Origin of the sequence: Paenibacillus sp. An7 (genome assembly GCF_009870785.1) — a bacterium.
In the GTDB taxonomy this organism is placed as follows: Bacteria; Bacillota; Bacilli; order Paenibacillales; family Paenibacillaceae; genus Paenibacillus.
This window is the reverse complement of record NZ_WTWX01000002.1, coordinates 322,282-346,418: the sequence shown is the minus strand read 5'-3', so window position 1 is coordinate 346,418 and position 24,137 is coordinate 322,282. Positions and strand designations below refer to the sequence as shown.

General features: G+C 37.7%; 21 protein-coding genes. 20 read left to right on the top strand and 1 reads right to left on the bottom strand.

The features are described from left to right. Positions 1-301: 301 nt before the first annotated feature. Together gltB and GQY27_RS04635 are read left to right on the top strand one after the other, a co-directional pair. On the top strand, positions 302-4,900 hold the full coding sequence (gene gltB, locus GQY27_RS04640) for a glutamate synthase large subunit (RefSeq protein ID WP_160032348.1): 4,599 nt from the start codon (positions 302-304) through the stop codon (positions 4,898-4,900). 251 nt (positions 4,901-5,151) lie between these two features. After that, the gene (locus tag GQY27_RS04635; RefSeq protein ID WP_160032347.1) at positions 5,152-5,304 is read left to right on the top strand and encodes a hypothetical protein; all 153 of its coding nucleotides are present in this window, start codon (positions 5,152-5,154) and stop codon (positions 5,302-5,304) included. Positions 5,305-5,437: 133 nt separating this feature from the next. Here GQY27_RS04635 and relB read toward each other — a convergent pair whose 3' ends face one another. Continuing rightward, positions 5,438-5,806 carry a type II toxin-antitoxin system RelB family anti-toxin gene (relB, locus tag GQY27_RS04630; RefSeq protein WP_160032346.1) on the bottom strand — a complete coding sequence of 123 codons (369 nt, stop codon included), beginning with the start codon at positions 5,804-5,806 and terminating at the stop codon, positions 5,438-5,440. Between the two features lie 221 nt (positions 5,807-6,027). On the opposite strand from relB, the gene GQY27_RS04625 reads away from it, so the two are divergent. The 18 genes from GQY27_RS04625 to GQY27_RS04540 all read left to right on the top strand — a co-directional run bounded on the left by GQY27_RS04625 (position 6,028) and on the right by GQY27_RS04540 (position 24,083). Beyond that, positions 6,028-6,453 carry a hypothetical protein gene (locus tag GQY27_RS04625; protein ID WP_160032345.1) on the top strand — a complete coding sequence of 142 codons (426 nt, stop codon included), beginning with the start codon at positions 6,028-6,030 and terminating at the stop codon, positions 6,451-6,453. 117 nt (positions 6,454-6,570) lie between these two features. Further along, entirely contained in the window at positions 6,571-7,329 is a 759-nt protein-coding gene (locus tag GQY27_RS04620) for a tyrosine-protein phosphatase (protein ID WP_160032344.1), read from the top strand. Positions 7,330-7,365: 36 nt separating this feature from the next. Next, complete coding sequence (locus tag GQY27_RS04615; protein WP_160032343.1) at positions 7,366-8,115, top strand: YveK family protein; 750 nt, start codon at positions 7,366-7,368, stop codon at positions 8,113-8,115. Then, positions 8,096-8,785: a CpsD/CapB family tyrosine-protein kinase gene (locus GQY27_RS04610; protein ID WP_160032342.1), complete on the top strand. Its 690-nt coding sequence runs from the start codon at positions 8,096-8,098 to the stop codon at positions 8,783-8,785. The genes GQY27_RS04615 and GQY27_RS04610 overlap by 20 nt, the downstream gene beginning before the upstream one ends. 255 nt (positions 8,786-9,040) lie before the next feature. Continuing rightward, positions 9,041-9,952 carry a UTP--glucose-1-phosphate uridylyltransferase GalU gene (gene galU, locus GQY27_RS04605; RefSeq protein WP_160032341.1) on the top strand — a complete coding sequence of 304 codons (912 nt, stop codon included), beginning with the start codon at positions 9,041-9,043 and terminating at the stop codon, positions 9,950-9,952. Continuing rightward, positions 9,949-10,608 carry a sugar transferase gene (locus GQY27_RS04600; RefSeq protein ID WP_160032340.1) on the top strand — a complete coding sequence of 220 codons (660 nt, stop codon included), beginning with the start codon at positions 9,949-9,951 and terminating at the stop codon, positions 10,606-10,608. The genes galU and GQY27_RS04600 overlap by 4 nt, the downstream gene beginning before the upstream one ends. A gap of 23 nt (positions 10,609-10,631) precedes the next feature. Next, on the top strand, positions 10,632-11,597 hold the full coding sequence (locus GQY27_RS04595) for an SDR family NAD(P)-dependent oxidoreductase (protein ID WP_201450676.1): 966 nt from the start codon (positions 10,632-10,634) through the stop codon (positions 11,595-11,597). Positions 11,598-11,636: 39 nt separating this feature from the next. After that, the gene (locus GQY27_RS04590) at positions 11,637-13,052 is read left to right on the top strand and encodes an O-antigen ligase family protein (protein WP_160032338.1); all 1,416 of its coding nucleotides are present in this window, start codon (positions 11,637-11,639) and stop codon (positions 13,050-13,052) included. Continuing rightward, a complete protein-coding gene (locus tag GQY27_RS04585; RefSeq protein WP_160032337.1) occupies positions 13,033-14,184 on the top strand; it encodes a glycosyltransferase in 1,152 nt (383 codons plus the stop codon). The genes GQY27_RS04590 and GQY27_RS04585 overlap by 20 nt, the downstream gene beginning before the upstream one ends. A 64-nt stretch (positions 14,185-14,248) precedes the next feature. Beyond that, a complete protein-coding gene (locus tag GQY27_RS04580; protein WP_160032336.1) occupies positions 14,249-15,385 on the top strand; it encodes a glycosyltransferase family 4 protein in 1,137 nt (378 codons plus the stop codon). Further along, positions 15,375-16,598: a glycosyltransferase gene (locus GQY27_RS04575; RefSeq protein ID WP_160032335.1), complete on the top strand. Its 1,224-nt coding sequence runs from the start codon at positions 15,375-15,377 to the stop codon at positions 16,596-16,598. Before GQY27_RS04580 ends, GQY27_RS04575 begins: the two co-directional genes overlap by 11 nt. After that, positions 16,582-18,078, top strand: coding sequence for a murein biosynthesis integral membrane protein MurJ (murJ, locus tag GQY27_RS04570; RefSeq protein WP_160032334.1), 1,497 nt, complete (start codon positions 16,582-16,584; stop codon positions 18,076-18,078). The genes GQY27_RS04575 and murJ overlap by 17 nt, the downstream gene beginning before the upstream one ends. A gap of 6 nt (positions 18,079-18,084) precedes the next feature. Beyond that, on the top strand, positions 18,085-19,293 hold the full coding sequence (locus GQY27_RS04565; RefSeq protein ID WP_160032333.1) for a glycosyltransferase family 4 protein: 1,209 nt from the start codon (positions 18,085-18,087) through the stop codon (positions 19,291-19,293). Continuing rightward, entirely contained in the window at positions 19,290-20,660 is a 1,371-nt protein-coding gene (locus GQY27_RS04560; RefSeq protein ID WP_160032332.1) for a sugar phosphate nucleotidyltransferase, read from the top strand. Before GQY27_RS04565 ends, GQY27_RS04560 begins: the two co-directional genes overlap by 4 nt. A 14-nt stretch (positions 20,661-20,674) precedes the next feature. Next, positions 20,675-22,000 (top strand): UDP-glucose dehydrogenase family protein, encoded by a 1,326-nt coding sequence (locus GQY27_RS04555; protein WP_160032331.1) that lies wholly within the window; start codon positions 20,675-20,677, stop codon positions 21,998-22,000. A 66-nt stretch (positions 22,001-22,066) separates the two neighbouring features. Further along, a complete protein-coding gene (locus tag GQY27_RS04550) occupies positions 22,067-23,011 on the top strand; it encodes an LCP family glycopolymer transferase (protein WP_160032330.1) in 945 nt (314 codons plus the stop codon). Beyond that, positions 23,008-23,535, top strand: a complete 528-nt coding sequence (locus tag GQY27_RS04545) for a VanZ family protein (protein WP_160032329.1) — start codon at positions 23,008-23,010, stop codon at positions 23,533-23,535. The genes GQY27_RS04550 and GQY27_RS04545 overlap by 4 nt, the downstream gene beginning before the upstream one ends. A gap of 56 nt (positions 23,536-23,591) precedes the next feature. Next, positions 23,592-24,083 (top strand): hypothetical protein, encoded by a 492-nt coding sequence (locus GQY27_RS04540; protein ID WP_160032328.1) that lies wholly within the window; start codon positions 23,592-23,594, stop codon positions 24,081-24,083. The last annotated feature ends 54 nt before the right edge of the window (positions 24,084-24,137 follow it).

The window sequence follows — 24,137 nt, the reverse complement described above, 5'->3', positions numbered from 1 at the left end:
GGGGCTTTCTAATTTCTGAAAGATTGTACAAATTTTCAGGGTAATGGTCCATTCAAATGTAACACCGTTATGGCAAATAATTAAGAACAATATATAGAGTTTATAGGGAATGAGCTATGACGACCATAGAAATTTTAAATTGCACCGAGTTTACACTCGATGTTAAAATGAGGAAACTATATGAGCCTTGATTGCCAAATACGGACTATTTATTACCCTTCCTCATTCCCTTTGTCCCTTCGTCATTTTTCGCTTATCACGGATGTTCCTAAAATTCATGATCATAGAAAGGTTGCGTTCCATGAGACAGACTGGATTACCTCCAAAACAGGGGCTTTATGACCCGCAGTTCGAGAAAGACGCTTGTGGTATGGGGTTTGTAGCTAATATTAAAGGGGCTGCCTCTCACGATATTGTGAGTCAAGCTTTGACGATGCTGAGTAACATGGAGCATCGCGGAGGACAAGGGAGTGAGCCAAATTCAGGTGACGGAGCCGGAATTTTAATTCAGATCCCTCATCAGTTTTTTGCAGAAGAAGCACAGCGGCTAGGATATGAGCTCCCAGAGCCAGATCATTATGGTGTAGGGATGATTTTCACCTCACGTAACGAAGAGGTTCGCGAGGAGCATTTGAATATCCTTCGCAAGATCATAGAAGACGAGGGACAGCAGTATCTTGGTGTTCGTGAAGTACCCACATACGATGGAATGCTAGGCAGATCAGCACTTGCTGCAAAGCCTTATGTATGTCAGGTGTTCATTGGCACGAACGAGGAGAAGCTGAGCGGACTCGAACTAGAACGGAAGCTGTATATTATTCGCCGACGTGCGGAACAGCAGATTCGGTACGCTGACCAGGTAAGGGGCGCGGATGCATTTTACATTCCAAGTATGTCTTGCCGTAAGATTGTATACAAAGGCATGCTGACAACAGAACAGGTAGGTCAGTTCTACCTTGATTTGCAAGATGAACGGGTAGAATCAGCGATGGCACTGCTGCACTCTCGTTTTAGTACCAATACATTTCCAAGCTGGGATAGGGCGCATCCGTATCGTTTCATGATCCACAACGGTGAGATCAACACGATGCGAGGTAACGTTAACTGGATGCATGCACGTCAATCCCTGTTTGAGAGCGAACTGTTCGGAGAAGACTTATCCAAAGTAAAACCTGTCATTAACCCAGATGGATCGGATACAGCAATGTTTGATAACACGCTTGAATTTCTATATTTAAGCGGACGTTCCCTGCCGCATGTCGCCATGATGATGGTGCCTGAACCTTGGAATAACGATGCTGGTATGGATGAAGATAAGAAGGCTTTCTATGAATATCACAGTACTTTAATGGAACCATGGGATGGACCGGCTGCAATGGCATTTACAGATGGAATCCAGATCGGTGCCATATTAGACCGTAACGGACTGCGTCCTGCAAGGTATTATGTAACGAAAGATGACCGTATTGTGCTCTCTTCGGAAGTGGGAGTCCTTGATATCGCACCAGAGAATATTCTGTACAAGGATAGATTACGTCCAGGGCGTATGCTTCTCGTGGATACGAAGGAAGGACGTATTATTTCGGATGATGAAGTGAAATCGCAGATTGCGTCCGAACAACCATATAAAGAATGGCTGAATGAGCATCTCGTCGATCTTCATGAGCTGCCTGATGCGCCGGAACCGCCAGAACCAAAACATGAGAATATCAACCAGCTTCAGCTGGCATTCGGATATACTTTTGAAGAGCTGCGTAAAGTCCTGGAGCCGATGGCTTCTACAGGAATGGAAGCAACCGGTTCCATGGGATACGATGCACCCCTGGCCATATTATCGGATCGCCCTCAGCGGCTTTATAACTATTTTAAACAGATGTTTGCTCAGGTTACCAATCCGCCGATCGATGCTTTGCGCGAAGAGATTGTCACTTCGACACTAACTACGATTGGTCCTGAACGTAACTTACTGCTGCCGGAACCAGAAAGTGCAAGACAGATTCGTGTATCTTCACCTATTCTCTCTAATGAGGAGTTTGCAAAACTCCGTCATATACGTAGACCCGGTTTCCGTTCCATGACGATTCCGATCTTCTTCCCTGCTAGTGAAGGTGCAGAGGGAATGAAGAAGGCGATGGATGTACTTTTTGAAGCAGCAGATCGTGTTATTGAGAAGGGGCATAATATTCTGATTCTCTCAGATCGCGGTGTAGATGCGGAGAATGCGGCTATTCCTGCGTTACTCGCTGTCTCGGGTCTTCACCATCATCTGATTCGTCAAAAAACACGTACGAAAGTCAGCATATTGCTGGAATCCGGTGAACCCCGTGATGTTCATCATTATGCAGTCTTGCTAGGTTATGGTGTGAGTGCTGTGAATCCATATCTAGCATTCGAAACCATGGATGTGATGATTCAGCAAGGTATGCTCCGCGGAATTACGCATGAGAAAGCAGTGAAGAACTACATTAAAGCAGCGACAAAAGGGGTAGTAAAGATTTTATCCAAGATGGGAATCTCTACGATTCAATCCTACCGAGGGGCACAGATTTTTGAAGCAGTAGGACTCAGGAGTGATTTTGTCGATGAATACTTCACTTGGACACCTTCTCGCATCGGTGGTATTGGCCTAGCGGAGGTGGCAGCTGAGACACTAGTGCATCATGAGCGCGCATTTTCAGATAAAGACGGGAACGATAAAGTGCTGGATTCAGGAGGGGATTACCAGTGGCGCAGCGATGGAGAAGACCATTTATTTACGCCGCAGACGATTCATACGCTGCAGCACGCGGTTAGAACGGGAGATTATACGCTATATAAGAAATATGCAAAGCTTGTCCAAGGTGAGAACGAGAAGAAACTTACCATTCGTTCCCTATTAAAATTTAAACCGGCAGGTCCAAGGGTTCCGCTTGAGGAAGTAGAATCAGCTGAATCCATTATGAGACGATTTAAGACAGGAGCTATGTCTTTTGGTTCCATTAGTAAAGAAGCTCATGAGGATTTAGCGATCGCAATGAACCGGGTTGGCGGTAAAAGTAATACGGGAGAAGGGGGAGAAGATCCCGCTCGTTTTGTAAAAGACAGCAATGGGGATTCTCGCCGCAGTGCGATCAAGCAGGTAGCTTCTGGACGTTTTGGAGTAACCTCGAATTATTTGGTAAATGCCGATGAGATTCAGATTAAAATGGCGCAAGGAGCAAAACCAGGAGAAGGCGGTCAGCTTCCAGGACGCAAAGTATATCCATGGGTAGCTGAAGTTCGCGGCTCAACGCCGGGTGTAGGTCTTATTTCGCCTCCGCCTCATCATGATATTTACTCGATTGAAGATTTAGCGGAACTGATCTATGACCTTAAGAATGCGAACCCTCGTGCGGATATTAATGTAAAGCTAGTATCCGAAGCAGGAGTAGGAACCATTGCAGCGGGCGTGGCTAAAGGACGTGCAGATATTATTCTAGTCAGCGGATACGATGGAGGAACAGGGGCTTCCCCGCAAGGTTCCATTCGTCATGCTGGTATGCCTTGGGAGCTGGGACTCGCAGAGACGCATCAGACGCTCATGATCAATAATCTGCGTGACCGTGTTGTTCTGGAGACAGATGGTAAGATGCTGAACGGCCGAGACTTAGCTGTGGCAGCCTTACTTGGTGCAGAAGAGTATGGATTCTCAACGGCTCCATTAGTTGCACTGGGCTGCATTATGATGCGTGTTTGTCAGATGGACACCTGCCCCGTCGGGGTAGCAACTCAGAATCCGGAACTTCGTAAGAACTATATGGGTGATCCAGCACACGTCGTGAACTTTATGCGTTTTGTTGCGGAAGATACAAGAGAGATTATGGCGGAGCTTGGTTTCCGTACGATCGAAGAGATGGTAGGCCGTACGGATTGTCTAGATGCGGAACATGCGGATAGTCACTGGAAGAAGAGCGGAATTGATCTTTCGCTGCTCCTCCATGTGCCAGAACAAGCTGACGGAACGAACCGTGTACGTACCCAAAGACAGAATCATGGTCTAGAAGAGACCTTGGATATACAGAAACTACTACCGATGGCTGCTCCCGCACTGGAGTCTGGCCAATTCGTAGAAGGTGTGCTCGGTATTACGAATGTGAACCGTGCAGTCGGAACCATTCTTGGCAGTGAAGTGACACGTAAATATGGCGCTGCAGGTCTTCCGGAAGATACAATTAAGTTCACGTTTATTGGATCGGCAGGTCAAAGTTTCGGTGCCTTTGTACCGAAAGGAATGACGCTTACGGTCGAAGGCGATTGTAATGACTACGTGGGGAAAGGTCTATCTGGCGGTAAGCTGATTGTAAAGCCGTCGCCTCAGTCAACTTTCCCTGCGGAAGAGAACATCATTATCGGGAATACTGCACTTTACGGTTCGACAAGTGGAGAAGCATATATCCGCGGCATTGCAGGAGAAAGGTTTGCAGTTCGTAATTCAGGAGCTCGTGTAGTGGTTGAAGGGGTAGGAGATCACGGCTGTGAATATATGACCGGGGGGCGTGTAGTTATCCTTGGGGATACAGGCCGTAACTTCGGAGCAGGGATGTCAGGCGGGATTGCTTACGTCTACGACTCAGACGGTACGTTCTTAAACCGTTGTAACCTCGAGATGGTTCTTCTGGAGCGAATCGAAGATACGTCTGAAGCTGCGGTTCTGCATGGTATGATAAGCCGTCACGTCGAATATACGGGAAGTAGAGTAGGTCAGCACATTCTAGATTACTGGAAACAGGAGATTGGGTATTTTGTTCGAGTGATTCCAAAAGACTTCAAACGTATGCTGGAACAGATTGATAAAGTACAAGCAAATGGACTTACGGGAGACGATGCTCTGCTTGCTGCTTTTGAAGCAAACATGCGTGAATTAACGAGAGCAGGACAGTAATTCAACATTATTTTAACAAGGTAATCTTTATTACAGACAGATTGAGAAAAAGACCTTAAAACTAGGACCTCTTGTTAGGTCGGTTTTAAGGTCTTTTTATGTTTTCGACAAAAATAGAAGCAAAATCCCCTTAGATTCTGCCATGAGACGACAACAAAAATAGGCTTATTTACGTATAATAGGTCTAGTGCTTCAGATCAATAAAAAATACATATATATTATAAATCTAAATAAATGGAGTGGTTGTCGGCATGAACATGGAGTATCCAAGCAGGAACAATGATCAGAACTTAGAGCAGCAGGACAACCCGCGCAAACAAGTGGATATCATGGAAATACTTAAGCAATGCGGTATTGATCCAAGTCATTGGGAATCCCTTGTACTTCCTGAGAAAGATTCATAAGAGCCCGTCAAGAACGGATTCTGGTCAACTACAATAGAGAAACCATACAGAATAAAGAATAGCTACAAAATATTGGCTGGAATCAGCAATATTTTGTAGCTATTCTTTCTATACCTTATGACTCAGAAATAAGTTATTTCATATCTCGTTCCATTCGTACAAACGCAATAAATCGTTTCGCCTCTTCCTCTGATAAGGGTTTTCCATCAATCATGAGTTCGAACTTACCGAGCACTTCACGATCTGACAATTCTAAGGAATCAACAAAACCTCGCACATCTTCATCAAGTACCATGTCTGGATTGTTCGTTCTTCCAAGTAAGTAATCTACCGACACATGAAACGTATCAGCAAATCTGGTGAGTGTTTCAAAATCCGGTTTTCTGCGGTTTTTTTCATAATGTGAGAGAGAGGCTCTTGTAATATCAAGCATATTGGATAATTCCTCTTGAGTAAGACCTCTTTTTTCTCTAAGTTCCGCAATTCGGTGTCCGTAATCCATCTATATCTTTCCTCCTGGTTTCTAATAAATGCTCCAAATTTCACTTGAATTAATAGACTGATAATACAAACTTAGCTAATTATGGCTTGACACGATACACAATGTATCGTAAATTTGATACAGCAAGGTTACAAATTGTATCATTTTGTCACACATTTCTAGCCTTGACCCCAATTGTGTCATTCATACCTCGAAATATGCTCGCAAAGGGAATGAATCTAATGAACCAGGTCAAAGACAGCAATTCCAAAGCTTTTATGTATATCCATAAGTATCAAGATCGAGTCATTCATAGTAAATCAAGACCCATCATTGTAATGGGAATGGGCCAGCAATCGATAACCTTCATAAGTGACCTGTATATCCCTGTTACATCCGATCTTGAGATTGGACTGGATGTTGAGGATGGACATGGTGGTAATATGCACTCATTATGTACGTTGAAATGGAAGCAAGAATTTGAGAGTTTTACGTTATATCATGGATTCCTACATAATCCAGAGAAACACAGACTATACATAAACGGACAACTGAACTGGATGATTCACCGTATGCCGCATCTGTATGAATTACGTCCGTTAGATCGGATGGAAGAGTGGACCTTAATTCGAGATAAGATTTACAACAAAATAGACCTGTTTATCTAGATACATATCGCCATTCTACTATATTTCACTAGTTACTGCATTAGTTGTTTGACCCCAATATCTTAGTGTGCAACATAATTGGCTTGAGGGGGACATAAGATTGAAGGTGTTCGGCATATGATTGAAATTCACAGTCACATTCTACCGGGTCTTGATGATGGACCTGCTTCTACAGAAGAAGCTCTCTTGCTTGCCCAGGCTGCAGTTAAGTCAGGTATAACGAAGGTCATAGCTACACCACATCACTTGAATGAAAGTTATGATAACCCCCGGCAAGAAGTCGAGGAAGCAACGAAGCAATTTCAATACCTGTTGCAAGAACGAGATATTCCGCTGCAGGTACGTGCTGGTCAAGAAATTCGCCTGCACCCAAGACTCATGGAACTATGGATGAATGAGGAGTTACTGACACTAGCATCAAGTAAGTACATACTTTTGGAACTTCCGTATCACGAGATCCCCGCTTATTTTGAAGATTTGCTATATGAACTTAGAATACGAAATATCATTCCTATTCTTGCTCATCCAGAGCGCAATGCGGTGTTGCTCAGAGAACCAGAGAAACTTCGAGAATTCATGACCGAAGGTGCACTATGTCAGATCACTGCCCAATCCATCATTGGACTTTTCGGTCGAAAAGTTCAGAAGTGGTGTTTTCATTTTTGTAAACAAAATGGGTTACATTTCATTTCATCAGATGCGCATGACCTGAAACATCGTAATTTTGCGTTAACAGCTGCTTATGAACGATTAGAAGAACGATTTGGTACAGCAATGGTGGAACAGCTTCAGATCAACGCCCGCAGAGTCTGGGATGATCGAATGGTTGAGCTCGCAGAACCAGCTCATGTTAGGCGCCGATTACTATTATGGTAGCAGCAGGAGAGCTAACAAATTAGGGAGGAATTGAAATTGGAACTGAAAGAATATCTAAATATCATCCGTAAGAGGTTATGGCTCATTGCTGCGATTGTGATTGTAGCCTGCCTTGGGGCAGGACTAAAGACCTTTATGACGACTCCGCTTTATAACGCGGAAGCAAAGCTTATCGTCAATCAGACCTACGATCGTCAAGGAACAGCCATGTTAGATTACAGTCTAATTCAGACTAACGTCATGGTTATCAGTTCCTATACTGAGGTAATTAAATCCTCAGCGATTCTCGACAAAGTGGTTGCTGCCTATCCAGATTTAGGATTAACTTCTCAGCAGCTTGCATCGATGATTTCCGTATCTTCTGCGAACGATTCACAAGTTATGAATCTACGTGTACAGGACACTTCATATGAGCAAGCAGCGAAGACCGTCAATGCGGTTGCTAAAATGTTCGAGAGACAAATCCCTTCCATTATGAATGTGGATAATGTAACCATCCTAAGCGAGGCTCCACTTGAAGCAAATGCAGCTCCTATTAATATAAATCTAGTCATGAGCATATTGATTAGTTTTGTCGTTGGTTTGATGCTAGCTGTGGGTCTTGTATTCTTGCTTGAATATCTGGATGACACTTATAAGAGTGAAGCAGAAATTGAGAGAGAACTCGGTTTACCCGTGCTTGCCGTCATTGCAAGAATCAAGAAGGATGATGTGAAATCGTCGCAACCTTCAATAACAACTCAACAACAGGTAGGTGAAAGCTCTTATGCCACGATCAACCAATGATCGCCAGCAGCTGGTTACAGCAGTGAATCCAAAAGCTCCGATCTCAGAAGCGTATCGTACGCTCAGAACCAATGTTCAGTTCTCTGCTATTGACGATCAGATCAAAATACTGATGGTTGCTTCCGCACAAGCAGGGGAAGGAAAGACTACGACAGTCAGTAATTTAGCCGTTACATATGCGCAAGAAGGCAAAAAAGTCCTAATTATCGACACCGATCTACGAAAACCATCGCTGCATCAAGTGTTTGCGGTATCGAATCATGCCGGATTGTCGAGTGTACTGGCAGGGAGATACCCAGTGGGTGAGGTATTGCAAAAGACTTCGATCGATAATCTGGATGTTCTATCCTCTGGACCGGTACCACCGAACCCATCCGAGATGCTCGGATCACGCAAGATGATCAGTCTACTTGAGGAACTAGCGGAACGTTATGACATTTTATTATTTGATACACCCCCAGTACTTGCGGTTACCGATGCTATGATCGTTAGTTCGTTATGTGACGGAGTCATCCTTGTGGTGAATTCCGGCAAAGTGAAGAAGGATCTCGTCAAGAAAGCGAAGGCTCAACTGGAACATGTGAATGCCCGGATCCTTGGGGTAGTACTCAATAATTTGCAACTCGATAAGAATCAATCCTCTAACTACTATTACTACGGTGAACGGTAACTCGTTAACCTTCTTGTTATCAGGTAATGCCTACTGAACCTTTATCACTGTAGGTACTCGGTCACACTGTGGGTTCGTAACCTTAGACGTTCATCGTCAAGGGTGTGATGTGAGGGGGGGTTAAATGCCCATTTATGAAATTGAAAGTAAGAATTGTACCGCTTACATTCATATTTTCAGGCTAAACGGTACAACTCGTGCTTTCAAATTGTAATACTGAAATCATAATAATGAAGAAGGATAAGGTGATGATGTATGAAAAAAGTAAGGAAAGCTATTATACCTGCAGCAGGCCTTGGAACAAGATTTCTCCCAGCAACGAAGGCAATGCCAAAAGAAATGTTGCCGATTGTTGACAAGCCGACCATTCAGTACATCATCGAGGAAGCAATAGCATCAGGAATTGAAGATATTATTATTGTTACAGGTAAAGGAAAGAGAGCAATCGAAGATCATTTTGACAATGCGTTTGAATTGGAACAGACATTAATGTCAAAAGGGAAATTTGATCTTCTTGAAGCAGTTCGTAAACCTTCCAACGTAGAAATCCATTACATAAGACAGAAAGAACCAAAGGGACTCGGGCATGCCGTATGGTGTGCACGTAATTTTATCGGCAATGAACCGTTTGCTGTTTTGTTAGGCGATGATATTGTTGTGTCTGAAACCCCATGTACACGTCAGTTGATAGATCAGTATGGAAAGTTTGGAAAATCTATATTAGGTGTGAAAAACGTGAATAATAATGAGACGGATCGGTATGGTATCATTGATCCATTATTTACTGATGGACGACTAACATCGATCAATTCATTAATAGAGAAACCACCGATTGGCACAGCACCATCGAATCTTGCAATTATGGGAAGATATATTTTAACACCCGAAATTTTTAATTATCTAGAAGAACAAGAAATTGGAGCTGGTGGTGAAATCCAGTTAACAGATGCTATCCAAAAACTCAATTCTGAGTACGGTTCATATGCGTATAACTTTGAAGGAACACGATATGATGTAGGAGAAAAACTTGGTTTTATTCTAACAACCATTGATTTTGCATTACGAGATGAGAAATTAAGAAAATCAGTGCTTTCTGGACTAACTGATATCTTAAATCGTGAAGAGGTAGCTGGAAAATTATTGGTAGCTGGTGGAGAAAGTCTATGAGTGATAATCAACTCAATGAAATATCGGCTAGTTTTCAAAAAGAAAATGAAAGCTTGATATATACTCCGGAAGCTAGTGGAAAAAACCTATATAGTGTATTTACTAAACCATTCATTGATTATTTTGTTTCTATTATATGTCTAATTTGCTTGAGTCCCTTAATGCTTCTATTATCTGTCATGATTAAACTTGATTCCAAGGGCCCTGTTATATTTAAACAAGAGCGCTATGGTAAGGAAAAGAAAATATTCAGAATATATAAATTTCGAACAATGTATACAGATGCCCCAAAATACGCTTTATCGCCAACGAGTAGTGAAGATCCTCGTATTACTCGGGTTGGTAAGTTTCTTAGAAAAACAAGTATGGATGAATTACCTCAATTATTAAATATTTTGAAAGGGGATATGAGCTTTATCGGTCCTCGGCCTGAATTAAGAAATGTAGTCGAAGAAGTTTACAGTGACTTGGAATTCAAAAGATTGGCTGTAAAACCAGGAATCACTGGAACTTGGCAGGTTAGTAATGCTCGAAAAGAACCGATCCATCATAATCTGCAATATGATTTTAATTACATTGAAAACATTTCTTTAAAATCTGATTGCATGGTAATTATCAGAACTTTAAAAATCTTAGTCAAAAGTAATACATTTTAAATTATACCAGGGGATGTGAATTGATGAGAAAAGTAATTGTGTCAGGAGCAGCTGGGTTTCTTGGCTCTTACTTAGTGAAACAATTAATACAACAAGGTGAAGAAGTTATCGGAATAGATAACCTTTCAAGTGGGTTAATGTCCAATCTGTCAGAAGTCATGAATCATTCAAGTTTCAAATTCCTTCTAGCAGATGTATCTGATAAAGAAGCTATTACTGATTTATACCAAGAAAAAGTGAAAGAGATATATCATTTGGCATCACAGGCATCACCGAAATTTTATCAAGCAAATCCATTTGAAACAATGAAGGTAAATACTCAAGGTACTTTCAATCTCTTGGAGTTAGCAAGAGATAAAGAAGCTAAATTTCTGTATACCAGTACTAGTGAAGCTTACGGTGATCCAGAAGTACATCCTCAGCCTGAATCCTATCGTGGGAATGTTAATACTTGGGGACCGAGAGCATGCTACGATGAAGCAAAAAGGCTTGGTGAGGTTATTTGCTATGAATTTTACGAACGTTACGGTGTTGCAGTGAAAGTTGCTAGAATTTTCAATACCTATTCTGCAGGCTTACGTAATGATGATGGAAGGGTCATTTCTAATTTTGTGACTCAAGCTTTAGCAGGAGAAGATATTACTGTTTATGGTGATGGTTCTCAAACTAGATCCTTTTGTTATGTAGATGATAATATTAGAGGTCTTCAGTTAATGATGGGGCGAAACGAAGCCACTGGAGAGATTATTAATATTGGGAATCCCAAAGAGTACAGTATATTAGAAGTAGCAAATATAATAAAAGAATTAACACATTCTAATAGTAAAATTATTTTCTGTCCACTACCTAAAGATGATCCCAAAGTAAGAAGACCGGATATCGGTAAAGCTAGAGAAATTTTGAACTGGGAACCATTTGTTACTTTACATGATGGTTTAAATCTTACTATTCAAACATATCAGGAAAATTTAAACTCTATCCTAAATTGAGGATAGAGTTTTATTAATTTATAAAATGTGAGGAAAATTATGTATCCACTTTATTCCAATAAGTTCCGTTTTTTTATACTTACTGCTATTACAATGGTAATAGCTTTATTACCATCTTTTCTACCGTTGTATATTCCAATAATTTTAATAGCTGTTATTGGAGTCATTATATTATTCTTGACAAAAGAGCAATCAATTTTATATTATGGCATACCGTTTTTGATCATCTATCAGTTATATCTTCCTTTAAACCTCTCTTTAACTTTAATGGTTTTGATATCACTGATTTTGTTCGCAAATGAATATCTTAATAAGAATTTATTGAGATATTTTAAGGCACATAACTCAATGAAGATATATTTTTTCATGCTTCTTATAATGAGTTGTGCTATTATGTATTCCCCAAATCAATATTTAGGTTTAAAGCTAACTTTTTTTAGTTTTGTTGGTTTGATTTCATTGTGTTTAGGTTTTTATTATAGGCGGAAAGAGTTATCGGTAATTAAAGTTTTAGATAGCATTATGATAATTGGGTTGCCCATAGCGATTACGAATATATTTTTTTTGGTATTTCCTGAATTGGAATTAGAGTTTCTGAAGTCTAGATTAGCACAGTTATTTATAGATCCATCAACTTTAAGGATGTTAAATAATGGAGAAATATTCAATAATATATTAGACCCATATAAGGCAGGAACTTTTTTTATTAATGCCAATGTAGCCTCGGTGTATTTTGGACTTCTATTTTGCATTTCATTCTCACAAATGATCGATACTTGGAAGTTTAGATATATTTCCAGCACTATTATATTTATTGGTGCTGTTCTAGCGACTCAATCAAGAACAGGATTACTCGCTTTAACAGTCGTTTTATTGATATTTCTTATTCTTAAGTTTTCATTCAGAACTCTAATGAGACTTGTCTTACTAAACATAATAATTGTAGTAATTGTCTTCTCAGTTACTCCGCAATCAATTATCTATAATTTAATAAAAAGATTGAATGTTGATGTGGTTGGAAATGATCCAAGAGTGCTAATTTGGGATTTTACGTTTGATAAAATAAAAGAACACCCATTTTTAGGATTAGGATTTGGAGGATGGGAATCAGAATTTCCTATTTATGCTTTAAGAGTAGGAACGGACCCTTCATTTCCACCTCACAACATTTTCGTTATCATTTGGAGCTGGGCGGGTATACCTTGTCTTATACTATTTGTATTGTTTTTTATAAATTTGATGATCACTTTATATACCAAATATACTAATAGCAAAAAGGATGTTATTTATCTCTGTGGTCTTGGATGTATTATATTTGTTATAGTCCAAGGAATGTTTGATAATTTTTTCCTGCACAATTATAGTATTTCAACATTATTTTTCTTCATAATGGGATTATTGTTATATAAAGAAGAAGCAGAGGTGAATTTAACAAGTGAAACTAGGATTACTTAGAAATACATTTCTACCTTCATCTGAAACTTTCATTTATGAGCAGCTAAATCAATATAGTGGATGGCAGGTAGAAGTTATTACAAGAGAAGTTATCAATCAGGATCAATTTGAATCAGATAAATGGAATATTAACTCAATTCAAAAAAATGCAAATTCAAAATTTCATAAATTGTTTATAAAATTGTTATTTACCTTGAAGATCAATTCTACTTCAAAGATATCGAACATTATTGCTGATAAAGAAATAGATGTTATTCATGCTCATTTCGGAGTGGATGCAATCTATGCAATAAAAGCATGCGAAAAACATAACATACCATTGTTTGTTACATTTCACGGCTACGACATAACACGTCTTCCGAAGTTTAAGATATATCCTTTTTCATACTTAATGTATTATTTCAATTATAAAAAATTATCAGAAAAGGCGGACCTATTTTTGGCTGTTTCTTCTCACATTAGAAATAAGTTGATTGAAAAAGGGTTTCCTAAAGATAATATTATTGTACACCACATTGGTATTAACTTAGAGAAAATAAAGTATAGGGAAGATAAAGTTAAAGATAATGAAGTTGTAATTATCACAGTTGGAAGATTTACTGAAAAAAAAGGAACAGAGTATTTAATTAGAGCTTTCATAAAGTTGATGGAAGATCATAAAAATATACGTTTGAAAATTATTGGAGATGGTCCTTTAAAGCAAGAGTTGTCTAATATTTCTAATAATAGTATTGCAAAGACGAAGATAGATTTCTTAGGTAGTCTACCTCATAGTAAAGTTCTAGAAGAACTTAATAAGGCTAATATCTTTTCACTTCCAAGTGTTACAGCAGCAGATGGAGACCAAGAAGGTCTACCGACAGTGATTTTAGAATCATTCGCAACGGGTATACCAGTTGTTGTGACAAATAATGGTGGGATATGCGATGCAGTAATTGATAATTACACGGGATATGTGGTTGAAGAGCGGAATATTGACCAGTTAAAAAATAAATTGGAGTTACTAATTACTGACGGTAATTTAAGAAAAAAAATCGGTGAAAATGCAAGAGGATTTGCCGAGGAAAATTTTAATATACGAATACAGACTCAAAAATTAGAAGAATTATATAACGATTATAAAAGAAAATGAGGTACTTATAATGCATGTGTGCATTTTAACAAGGTCTACTGTTCACCACACTCATTATGGCGGGATGGAAATTGTTGCAGACGATCTTGCAAAATCCTTAGCTGAAAAAGGAATAAAAGTAACTATAATAACTACTTCCCTACAAAAAAAACAAGAGACTGATGTTGTTTTACAATTTAAAAACATAACATTATATAGTCTGAAAAATACTGAACCAATGAAATATACTCGATCTTGGTGGTTAAAAAGTCAAGAGTTTTACAATGAATTAGAAAAAAGCCTACCTGTCGATGTTATATTTAGTGTAAGTGCAGCAGGCTATTCAATTAGTAAATTGAAAAATATCCCTTCTATTGTATTTCAAGCCCATGGCACTGCATTAGGAGAAATTAAAACAAAAGTACGTCTCAATTGGAAGACAAAAATTAAGGCGCTAAAGAATGTATATGGACTGCTTCAAGATATTCATTTTCTTAAAAACTTTGATATGATTATTACAATTGGCAATAAAGTTTACAATGATATTAAATCTCAAAAGGTATTTAGTAATATTAGAACAATAAATATTGATAATGCAGTTGATACTGAATTATTTAAATTTGATTCCAATGATAGAGTACAGATTAGAAAAAAATTAAAAATCTCAGATGATTCAACAGTGTTTATATCTAGTTCAAGATTACATCCTGAAAAAGGTATTTTGGAAGCAATATTAATTTTTGAAGCAATTAGTGTTAGAGATGACAATGTGAAATTTCTGATATTGGGAGACGGACCTCAAAAAGAGAATTTAATTAATTTTGTGAAGAATAAAAAATTAGATAATAAAGTTCTTTTTATTGGTAAAGTGGAAAGAGATCAATTAGCACAATATTATTCGGCGAGTGATTGCTTATTATTTACAACCTTACGTGAAGAAGGACTTCCATTAAGTTTATTAGAGGCATTATCATCTTCTTTGGTTTGTTTTGTTTCAAATAAGTTACAACTAAGTTTAAATGCACCTATATTTCCTATTTCACCTAAAGAGCCACAGGTGTCTGCAGAGTTAATAGTGAGTGTGATTAAAGAACCGACTTTTGATGAATTAAAAAAACAAAGTAGTAAAGTAATTATCGAGAATTATTCAAAAGAAGCTTGGGTTAAAAAATATATTGATACTTTTACAATTCTTAATAAGGAGAAAGTTCATGCAAAATGAATTTATAATTATTTCAACTGCTGATTGGGATAATCCATTTTGGACTAATAAACAACATATTGCCAAAAGATTAGCCGATCGGGGATACAAGGTTCTGTACTTAAATTCAATGGGGTTAAGAGCTCCTAGTGGCAATAGCAAAGATTTGAAAAGAATCCTGAGAAGATTTAAGTTAATGTTTAAGGGTCTTCAACAAAGACATGATAATCTTTGGGTATGGTCCCCTATAGTTATTCCTTACCAGAAAAGTTCACTTGTTCGGAAACTGAATTTTCTGATCTCTAAATATTTTATCAAGTATTATGCCAAGAAATTAAATTTTTCCAACTATATCCTATGGACATATAATCCGATCAGTCAGCCTCTCTTAAACAAAGGAGAGGTTACTTCTGTATATCATTGTGTGGATGAAGTGTCTGTACAACCAGGTATGCCGGAAGAAGTTATAAGAGAACAAGAGCTTTTGTTAGTGAAAAATGTTGACATTGTTTTTGCAACTTCACAAAGTTTATATGAGAAGAGGAAAAGCATAAATACAGCAACTTATTATAGCGCAAACGTTGCGGATTTTGATCATTTTTCTCAAGCGAGAACAAAGAATTATGAAATGCCCATGGAACTTAAAAACTTACAGGGACCAATTATCGGATTTATTGGGGCAATCAGTGGATATAAATTAGATTACCAACTTATATATGAGATCGCCCAATCTAACCCTGATAAAAATTTTGTGTTCATTGGTCAAGTTGGAGAAGGTGATCCTAAAACAAATGTAAGTTTAATCCAACAGTTAAAAAATGTATATTTAATTGGTCCAAAGGCCTACGAAGAACTTCCAAGGTATTTATGTCAGTTTGATGTTTGCTTATTACCTAATAATCTTAACGAGTATACGAAAAATATGTTCCCAATGAAATTCTTTGAATATTTAGCTGCCGGTAAACCTGTGGTAATGACACCGCTTCATGCTTTGCAAGAATATTATCATCTTTGTTATGTTGCAAAGAATCCAAAAGAATTCTCCGAAGGTATTAATGACGCTTTAAATGAAAAAAACGGGCAGAATCTTAACGAGTTGGTCAATTCTCGTATTTCAGAGGCCAAATTACACGATTGGGAATCTAGAATCGATAACATGTTAGATAAGGTGATTCAAATGAATACACATGATATCAATGGAAAGATAGGAATTTACGATGCTAAAGGCATTTAGCATTTTATTCAGTGGTAATCTCATAGGTAAAATATTGGGTGCGATTCGAGAAGTGATCATTGCTGCATTTTATGGCACTTCAGCGCCTGCAGCAGCTCTCAGGATCTCCCAAAGTGCAACGTTGATTCCGGTCAATTTTTTTACTGCGGAGAGTTTAAATGCAGTATTTGTACCTTTGTTCACAAAATATAAACTTGAAGATGAGAAAAGAGCAAATAATTTTGCCTGGTGCATGTTTATTCTGATTGGTAGTATTTCTATAGTACTTTCAGTCATTTTATATTTAGGTGCGAGAGTGTGGGTATCATTGCTTGCGCCAGGATTCACTGAAGATGTAGTAACTCTGACAGTGGAATTTGTTGAAATAATGAGTATTGGAATACCATTTTATTTAATGACATCTGTGATTTCGTACTATGAGATAAGTAATAAAATTTATATAATGAGTTCTATCAGAGCATCAGTACAAAGTGTAGGACTAATTGTTGGTGCTGTTGCGTCTTTTTATTTTGATAGTTTAAGTTATCTTGCTTGGGGTTTTTCAGGAGCTTATATTTATTTGTTATTTCATGGGTTGTTTAATCTATATAGAAAAGGTTTGATCATATTGCCTTCCTTCAATCTACCTGAAATCAAAATTATTTCTCGTGATTTTTGGAAGTTATTAAAACCATTATTATTAATTCCATTTATACTGCAAGGAAATATTTTCACTGAGAAAGTAGTTGCTTCATTATTAGGGGTTGGAGTAGTCGCCTCTTTAGATTATGCTAGATTTATTTCTGAAACTGGTTTGCTGCTTATTGCAGTACCAATAGGAACCATATTTCTTTCTGAATTAAGTAATGCTACTCAAGAACATGTGGAGAATTTGCTACATAAAATCATACCAGTACTTATGATGATAACTATTCCGTTATCTCTTTTTTTTATTTGCAATAGTGAAGGAATAATATCATTGTTTTATGCTAGAGGAGCATTCGACAGTGAATCAGTACGATTAACTCAAAATATATTTATTGGTATTTCAATCGGATTATGGGCAACAATTACAGCGTATATTTTGCAAAAAGTTTTAAATGCACAAATGAAAAATAAGGTAGTCGTGAAAATCATGGCTGTTTCGGTAGTTGCTAATATTGTAACCAATATATTTTTATATAAGATTCTTGGTCCCTTAACACTTGGTGTGGGGGCATCTTTGTATGGAATAATCTATCTTATTCTAGCTTCATATAAATTAGGGATTTTGAAGTTTGTGCTAAAAAACATATTTTTAGTGGGCGCAGGTTCTATTGTCTACGTCCCTATTGCTACAATAATAACTGGGAACTCGATTTTTAATTTAATCATTTCTGCATTGGTGTTTTTTATTTATTGGTTGCTATACCTTCTATCTATTAAAAGTTTAAGAAATGCAGTTATGCCCGTCTTATTGAACAGATTAAAAACAAAAAAAGTCACGTCAATTGGAGAGTGAGAAGAGTTGAAAGTTGCCATAGTGCATGATTGGCTGACAACGTATACCGGGGCTGAGAAAGTTGTAGAACAAATTCTTGAAATTTATCCTGATGCCGATTTATTTACTTTAGTTGATTTTTTAAAAGAAAATGATCGAACTTTTCTGAATGGGGTTAAAGTTACTACCTCTTTTATTCAAAAAATGCCTTTTGCCAAAAAGAAATATAGAAACTATCTTCCGTTAATGCCGATTGCGATAGAACAATTTGATCTTTCTTCTTATGATTTAATTATTTCATCTTCACATGCAGTTGCCAAAGGAGTTATAACAGGACCTGATCAGGTTCATATATCTTATATTCATACTCCGATAAGGTATGCATGGGATTTGCAACATCAATATTTAAGAGAATCTGGATTGAATAGAGGGTTCAAATCTCATATAACAAGGGCCATACTTCATTACATTCGGTTATGGGATTATAGGACCTCAGCAGGAGTAGATCTCATGGTGTCCAACTCCAACTTTATTAGAAAAAGAATTCAAAAAGTCTATAACAAAAATGCAATAACGATATATCCTCCAGTAGACGTTTCTATGTTTCAATATCAAGAGATTAAACAAGATTATTATCTTACCGCTTCTCGATTAGTACCATATAAAAAAGTTGACCTCATAGTTGAAGCATTCTCAAAAATGCCAGATAAAACGCTTTATGTAATTGGTGATGGACCTGATATGGAAAAAGTTAAATCTTTTCAAACAAGCAATGTTAAATTATTAGGTTATCAAACTACTGAAGATTTAAGAAAATACATGCAGAATGCCAAGGCATTTGTATTTGCAGCGGAAGAAGACTTTGGAATTACTCCAGTAGAGGCTCAGGCATGCGGTACACCAGTTATTGCTTTTGGTAAAGGTGGAGCTCTTGAGACGGTTATAGGAAATATAGAGACAGAAAAGGAACTTACTGGGTTGTTTTTTTATGAACAGACTACAGAATCCTTAATAGATGCGGTTGAAAGATTTGAAAGTATCATTAATGGAATTCTCCCTCAGAACTGCAGAGAACACGCATTGAAATTTTCTAATGAACGTTTTCGTGAGGAATTTAACCAATTAGTACAAAGCTATCTGTTTAACAAAAGTACTGATTCAAATTTAAATGAAATACAAACTGAATTTAGAGAAGAATTGATGGTTGGGCGTCCTGAGAAAAGAGGTGTAATATGAAATTAATATTGCTATCTGGTGGATCGGGGAAAAGACTTTGGCCACTATCTAATGACGCAAGATCTAAACAGTTTCTTAGAATACTAGATATGGATGGTAAAGATGAAAAAGTATCTATGGTACAGAGAGTATGGGAACAGCTGAAAAAAAATGGTTTGTCAGATGATTCTTACATTTCGACAAGTCAGAGTCAGGTTGAGATTCTAAATAATCAATTGGAAAATGAAATAAGATTAGTAGTTGAGCCTGAGAGAAGGGATACATTCCCTGCTATATCTTTAGCAGCATCTTACTTATATAGTATGTCAAGTGTGAGTCTAGATGAAACAATTGTAATTTTACCGGTAGATCCATATGTAGAAGACCAATTTTTTGAAAATGTCAAAAATCTTGATCAAGTATTAAATGATTCAGGAGCAGATATCGCGCTTATTGGTGTTAAGCCAACTTATCCTTCTGAAAAGTACGGGTATATTATTCCAGAACCAAATAATAACAATCAATTCTATACAAATGTTAATACATTCGTTGAAAAACCTCATCGTTCTGAAGCAGTGTCAATGATTTCTCAAGGCGCTCTTTGGAATTGTGGGGTTTTTGCATTTAAACTGAACTATTTAATTGATTTACTTATTGAAATGGGATTACCTATCCAGTATGAAACTATGTTGAGTCAATATGGACAAATGCCTTCCACTAGCTTTGATTATAAAGTAGTCGAGAATGCTAAGAATATTGTAGTTAGTCCATATCATGGTTACTGGAAAGACCTAGGGACTTGGAATACGTTAACAGATGAAATGACTAACCCTATTGTTGGTAAAGGCTACATTTCTGAAGATTCTATCAATTCTCATCTTATTAACGAACTGAATCTTCCTGTAACAGTGTTAGGTCTTTCTAACATAGTAGTAGCCGTAAGTCCTGACGGAATATTGGTGAGTGATAAGGATGAAAGTCCACGGATCAAAGAGATTTTAAAGTCGGATACATCCAGACCAATGTTTGAAGAAAGAAGATGGGGATATTATCAGGTTGTTGATTATTCTCAAAATAAAGAGAAAGATCAAATTCTAACTAAGAAAATATGTATAACAGCCGGAAATAACCTTAGCTATCAGTATCATATATTCCGTGAGGAACTATGGACTATTGTATCTGGAGAGGGAGAGTTAGTGTTAAATAATTCAATCCAAACCTTGAAAAAAGGTGATTTGATAAGAATTCCTCCTAAAACAATGCATAGTGTAAAGGCAATTTCAGATCTTGAAATCATTGAAGTACAAATGGGTTCTAATCTGATAGAAGAAGACATTATTAGGCTTAGTACTGATTGGTCCGAAATCATTAAGTTCTGTATAAAATAAGGAGGAAATTTATAATGAAAATCGCAGTCATAGGTACAGGTTATGTTGGATTGGTTTCAGGTGTATGTTTTTCTGAGATAGGTAACGAAGTTATTTGTGTAGATAATAATCCATTAAAAGTAGAAATGTTGGAAAGGGGTCAAGTTCCAATCTACGAACCTGGACTTGATGAGTTAATCATAAAAAACAAGGCAGCCGGAAGGCTGTCTTTTACTTTTGATGTAACTAGTGCAGTCCAGAATTCTGATCTAGTTATATTAGCTGTAGGGACACCGCCTCTGCCCAGTGGAGAAGCTGATCTAAGCTATATAAAACAAGCAGCAATAGATGTATCGAAAGCAATGGATGGGTACAAAATTATAGCGACAAAGAGCACTGTTCCTGTGGGTACAAATGAATATGTAGCTAGTATTATTAAGTCAAACAGTCATTATCCATTCTCGGTTGCTTCATTACCTGAATTTCTTAGAGAAGGTTCAGCAATTCACGATACCCTCAATCCAAACCGCATTGTAATCGGCTCTAATGATTATGAAACACAACGAACTCTTGTAGAACTACACTTGCCGTTAACTACTAATATCATTACAACGGATCTTCGATCAGCAGAAATGATTAAATACGCATCTAATGCATTTTTGGCAACAAAAATCTCATTTATAAACGAAATTGCTAATATTTGCGAGAAAGTAGGCGCTGATGTAACTAGAGTAGCAGAAGGAATGGGATATGACCAACGGATAGGAAGCTCGTTTCTTCAAGCTGGTATCGGTTATGGTGGTTCCTGCTTCCCTAAAGATACAGAAGCATTAATTCAAATCGCGGAGAATGTGGATTATGAATTTAGATTGTTAAAATCAGTCGTTGAAGTTAATAAGGATCAGCGCTTTAATATTATTAGAAAACTTGAAATGGCACTAGGATCTCTTAAGAATAAGAACATTGCAATTTGGGGGCTGGCTTTTAAACCAAATACAGACGATATTCGAGATGCTCCTGCTCTTAGTATTATTCAGGAGTTAATTAAATTGGGAGCTAATGTGAAAGCATACGATCCAATTGCTACTGCTAACTTTCAAAAAGAACTTAATCATGAATCTATTTCTTGGTGCGAAACTGCACTTGAGGCAGCCAAAGATAGTGATGCTCTATGTCTCTTGACTGAATGGTCTGAATTTGCTGAAATTGATTTAGTTAATTTAGCAACGACCATGGCTCATCCAGTATTAATTGATGGAAGAAACGTTTATGATCCAGAGAAAGTAAAGGATGCATCGTTCACTTATTTTTCTGTGGGTCGCCCTCATACGGCTAATTCTTATACAGAAGCTATGTCCTAATGGACATAGCTTCTTTTTTTAGGTTTGAAAATTAACCCTAATTTAAAAACGAAGGGAATATAATAGATGAAAAAATGGGCGAAGGTCACACTAAGCATAGCTTCGTTATTTATAATTCTTGGTGTTGGATACGGTGTTTATTTATATAAGTCAGTTGAATCAACTGCGAATAGCATCTATGAACCTCGTAACCCCATTCCTGCAGTCACTAATATAGATGGTGGACAACAAACAGATACAGCTGCCATATCTGAGAAAATAGCAGATCAAGAGGCATTTTCCGTATTACTATTAGGAGTCGATGAGAGAGCGAACGATGTGGGACGCTCGGATACGATGGTTGTTCTTACCGTGAACCCTGCTAAACATTCTATTCTCATGTTTAATATTCCTAGAGATACTCGTACAGAAATTGTAGGAAGAGGAACAGAAGATAAAATTAATCATGCCTATGCTTTTGGTGGTGTAAACATGTCTGTACAAACAGTCGAAAAGTTCTTAGGCTCTCCAATTGATTACTATGTAAAGGTTAATATGGAAGGATTCACGTCAATCATAGACCTATTGGGTGGTGTTGAGGTAGATAACCCATTTGAATTTACTATTGATGGTGAGTTATTCGCTAAAGGTCCGATCCAATTAACTGGAGAAGAGGCACTTTTATTCTCCCGTATGAGATATGACGATCCTCGTGGTGATCTCGGACGTAACGCAAGACAACGTGAGATTATCCAAGAACTGATGAATAATGCACTTCAGGTTTCTAGCGTAGCCAAGATCCAAAATATCTTAGGTGAAGTAGGCAATAATGTGAAGACGGATATTACGTTCGATGAAATGAAGCAATTTATTAAGGACTACCGTTCCGATCTAAAAAATATCGAAACGATAGAAATACAAGGTCACGGTCAGCGAATTAACGGAATCTACTATTATATTGTAGACGAACAAGAACGAGAACGAGCACAGAACTTAATGAATGAACATTTGAGAAGGGCTGATACTCCTTGAGTAGACTAGAGAGAAAAAGAGCAAATAGAAAAAAGAAGCACTGGTTTTATTTGCTTATTGGCATTCTTCTTGTATGGGCAGTATTCATCTTGTTTATGTCGACTCGATCTTATCAACAACAGACCATTCGCCCTCTTCTTATTAAAATCGCAAATCAGATTAATATAGATATCCCTTTACCTAATGTTAAGGTTCATTATGCGGGAAATAATTACGATCTTCAGTCAAATCCCTATGGGTTCATTGAGTTTACTTTTCGCAAAAGTGCCCATGTATTTGTGTATGCGGTACTCACACTACTAGCTCATTATCTGATTCGAAAAAAATGGGGAAGAAGTCTATACAGCTATATCCTCCCGCTCGTTTTTGTTGTTATCGTGGCAAGTACAGATGAGACCTTGCAGAAATATTCGGTGGATCGTACGTCATCTCCCTATGACGTTCTCCTAGACTTTACCGGTGGATGCATCGCTCTACTTCTCATGATCCTGATTGAAAGGTTCTCACGCAGACGAAAGGTCTAAAGATTCCTCTTCACTCATAACCTGAGAAAGATACAGGACAAGAGGGAGGGAGCATCATGCTGCGCAGACGCCGAGGGAATGGACTTATCAAATTGCTCACTGCCGTCCTGGTGGTGGGCTTGATTATTCTTTTGTTCTGGAGTGTACGTGGGATGGTTAAATCAACGAATGAAGAAGAAGCGGTTAAGATCATTGAACAATTCTATGATTATGAGCAAGAAGGGGACTTTGGAAGTTCGTGGGAACTGTTTCATTCGCTTATGAAGGAACGATATAAGAAACCGGACTATGTTCAGACCCGGGCGCATGTGTTCATGCAGCATTTCGGTACGAACACATTCCAGTATGAACGGAGCGAACCAGAGCGGAAATTCGATGTACAGTTGGTCGAAGGAAAAGAACCACTGAAGGAAGTTTACCTTATTACAGTAACCCAAATCTATCATTCATCCTTCGGTAATTTTAAGATCGTCCAGCCCGTATATGCTGCTGAAGAATCAGGCGATTGGCGGGTACTATGGTCATTTCAGAAATCGGAAGACTTCTAATGTATATACATAGGTAGAGCCCCTCTGTGCACGAAGAAATTTTGTGCATTAGAG

Bases quoted from the DNA above. Each gene is read 5' to 3' on its own strand.
- gltB (WP_160032348.1), top strand. From the start codon at position 302: ATGAGACAGACTGGATTACCTCCAAAACAGGGGCTTTATGACCCGCAG.
- GQY27_RS04635 (WP_160032347.1), top strand. From the start codon at position 5,152: ATGAACATGGAGTATCCAAGCAGGAACAATGATCAGAACTTAGAGCAG.
- relB (WP_160032346.1), bottom strand. From the start codon at position 5,806: ATGGATTACGGACACCGAATTGCGGAACTTAGAGAAAAAAGAGGTCTT.
- GQY27_RS04625 (WP_160032345.1), top strand. From the start codon at position 6,028: ATGAACCAGGTCAAAGACAGCAATTCCAAAGCTTTTATGTATATCCAT.
- GQY27_RS04620 (WP_160032344.1), top strand. From the start codon at position 6,571: ATGATTGAAATTCACAGTCACATTCTACCGGGTCTTGATGATGGACCT.
- GQY27_RS04610 (WP_160032342.1), top strand. From the start codon at position 8,096: ATGCCACGATCAACCAATGATCGCCAGCAGCTGGTTACAGCAGTGAAT.
- galU (WP_160032341.1), top strand. From the start codon at position 9,041: ATGAAAAAAGTAAGGAAAGCTATTATACCTGCAGCAGGCCTTGGAACA.
- GQY27_RS04600 (WP_160032340.1), top strand. From the start codon at position 9,949: ATGAGTGATAATCAACTCAATGAAATATCGGCTAGTTTTCAAAAAGAA.
- GQY27_RS04595 (WP_201450676.1), top strand. From the start codon at position 10,632: ATGAGAAAAGTAATTGTGTCAGGAGCAGCTGGGTTTCTTGGCTCTTAC.
- GQY27_RS04590 (WP_160032338.1), top strand. From the start codon at position 11,637: ATGTATCCACTTTATTCCAATAAGTTCCGTTTTTTTATACTTACTGCT.
- GQY27_RS04580 (WP_160032336.1), top strand. From the start codon at position 14,249: ATGGAAATTGTTGCAGACGATCTTGCAAAATCCTTAGCTGAAAAAGGA.
- GQY27_RS04575 (WP_160032335.1), top strand. From the start codon at position 15,375: ATGCAAAATGAATTTATAATTATTTCAACTGCTGATTGGGATAATCCA.
- murJ (WP_160032334.1), top strand. From the start codon at position 16,582: ATGCTAAAGGCATTTAGCATTTTATTCAGTGGTAATCTCATAGGTAAA.
- GQY27_RS04560 (WP_160032332.1), top strand. From the start codon at position 19,290: ATGAAATTAATATTGCTATCTGGTGGATCGGGGAAAAGACTTTGGCCA.
- GQY27_RS04555 (WP_160032331.1), top strand. From the start codon at position 20,675: ATGAAAATCGCAGTCATAGGTACAGGTTATGTTGGATTGGTTTCAGGT.
- GQY27_RS04550 (WP_160032330.1), top strand. From the start codon at position 22,067: ATGAAAAAATGGGCGAAGGTCACACTAAGCATAGCTTCGTTATTTATA.
- GQY27_RS04540 (WP_160032328.1), top strand. From the start codon at position 23,592: ATGCTGCGCAGACGCCGAGGGAATGGACTTATCAAATTGCTCACTGCC.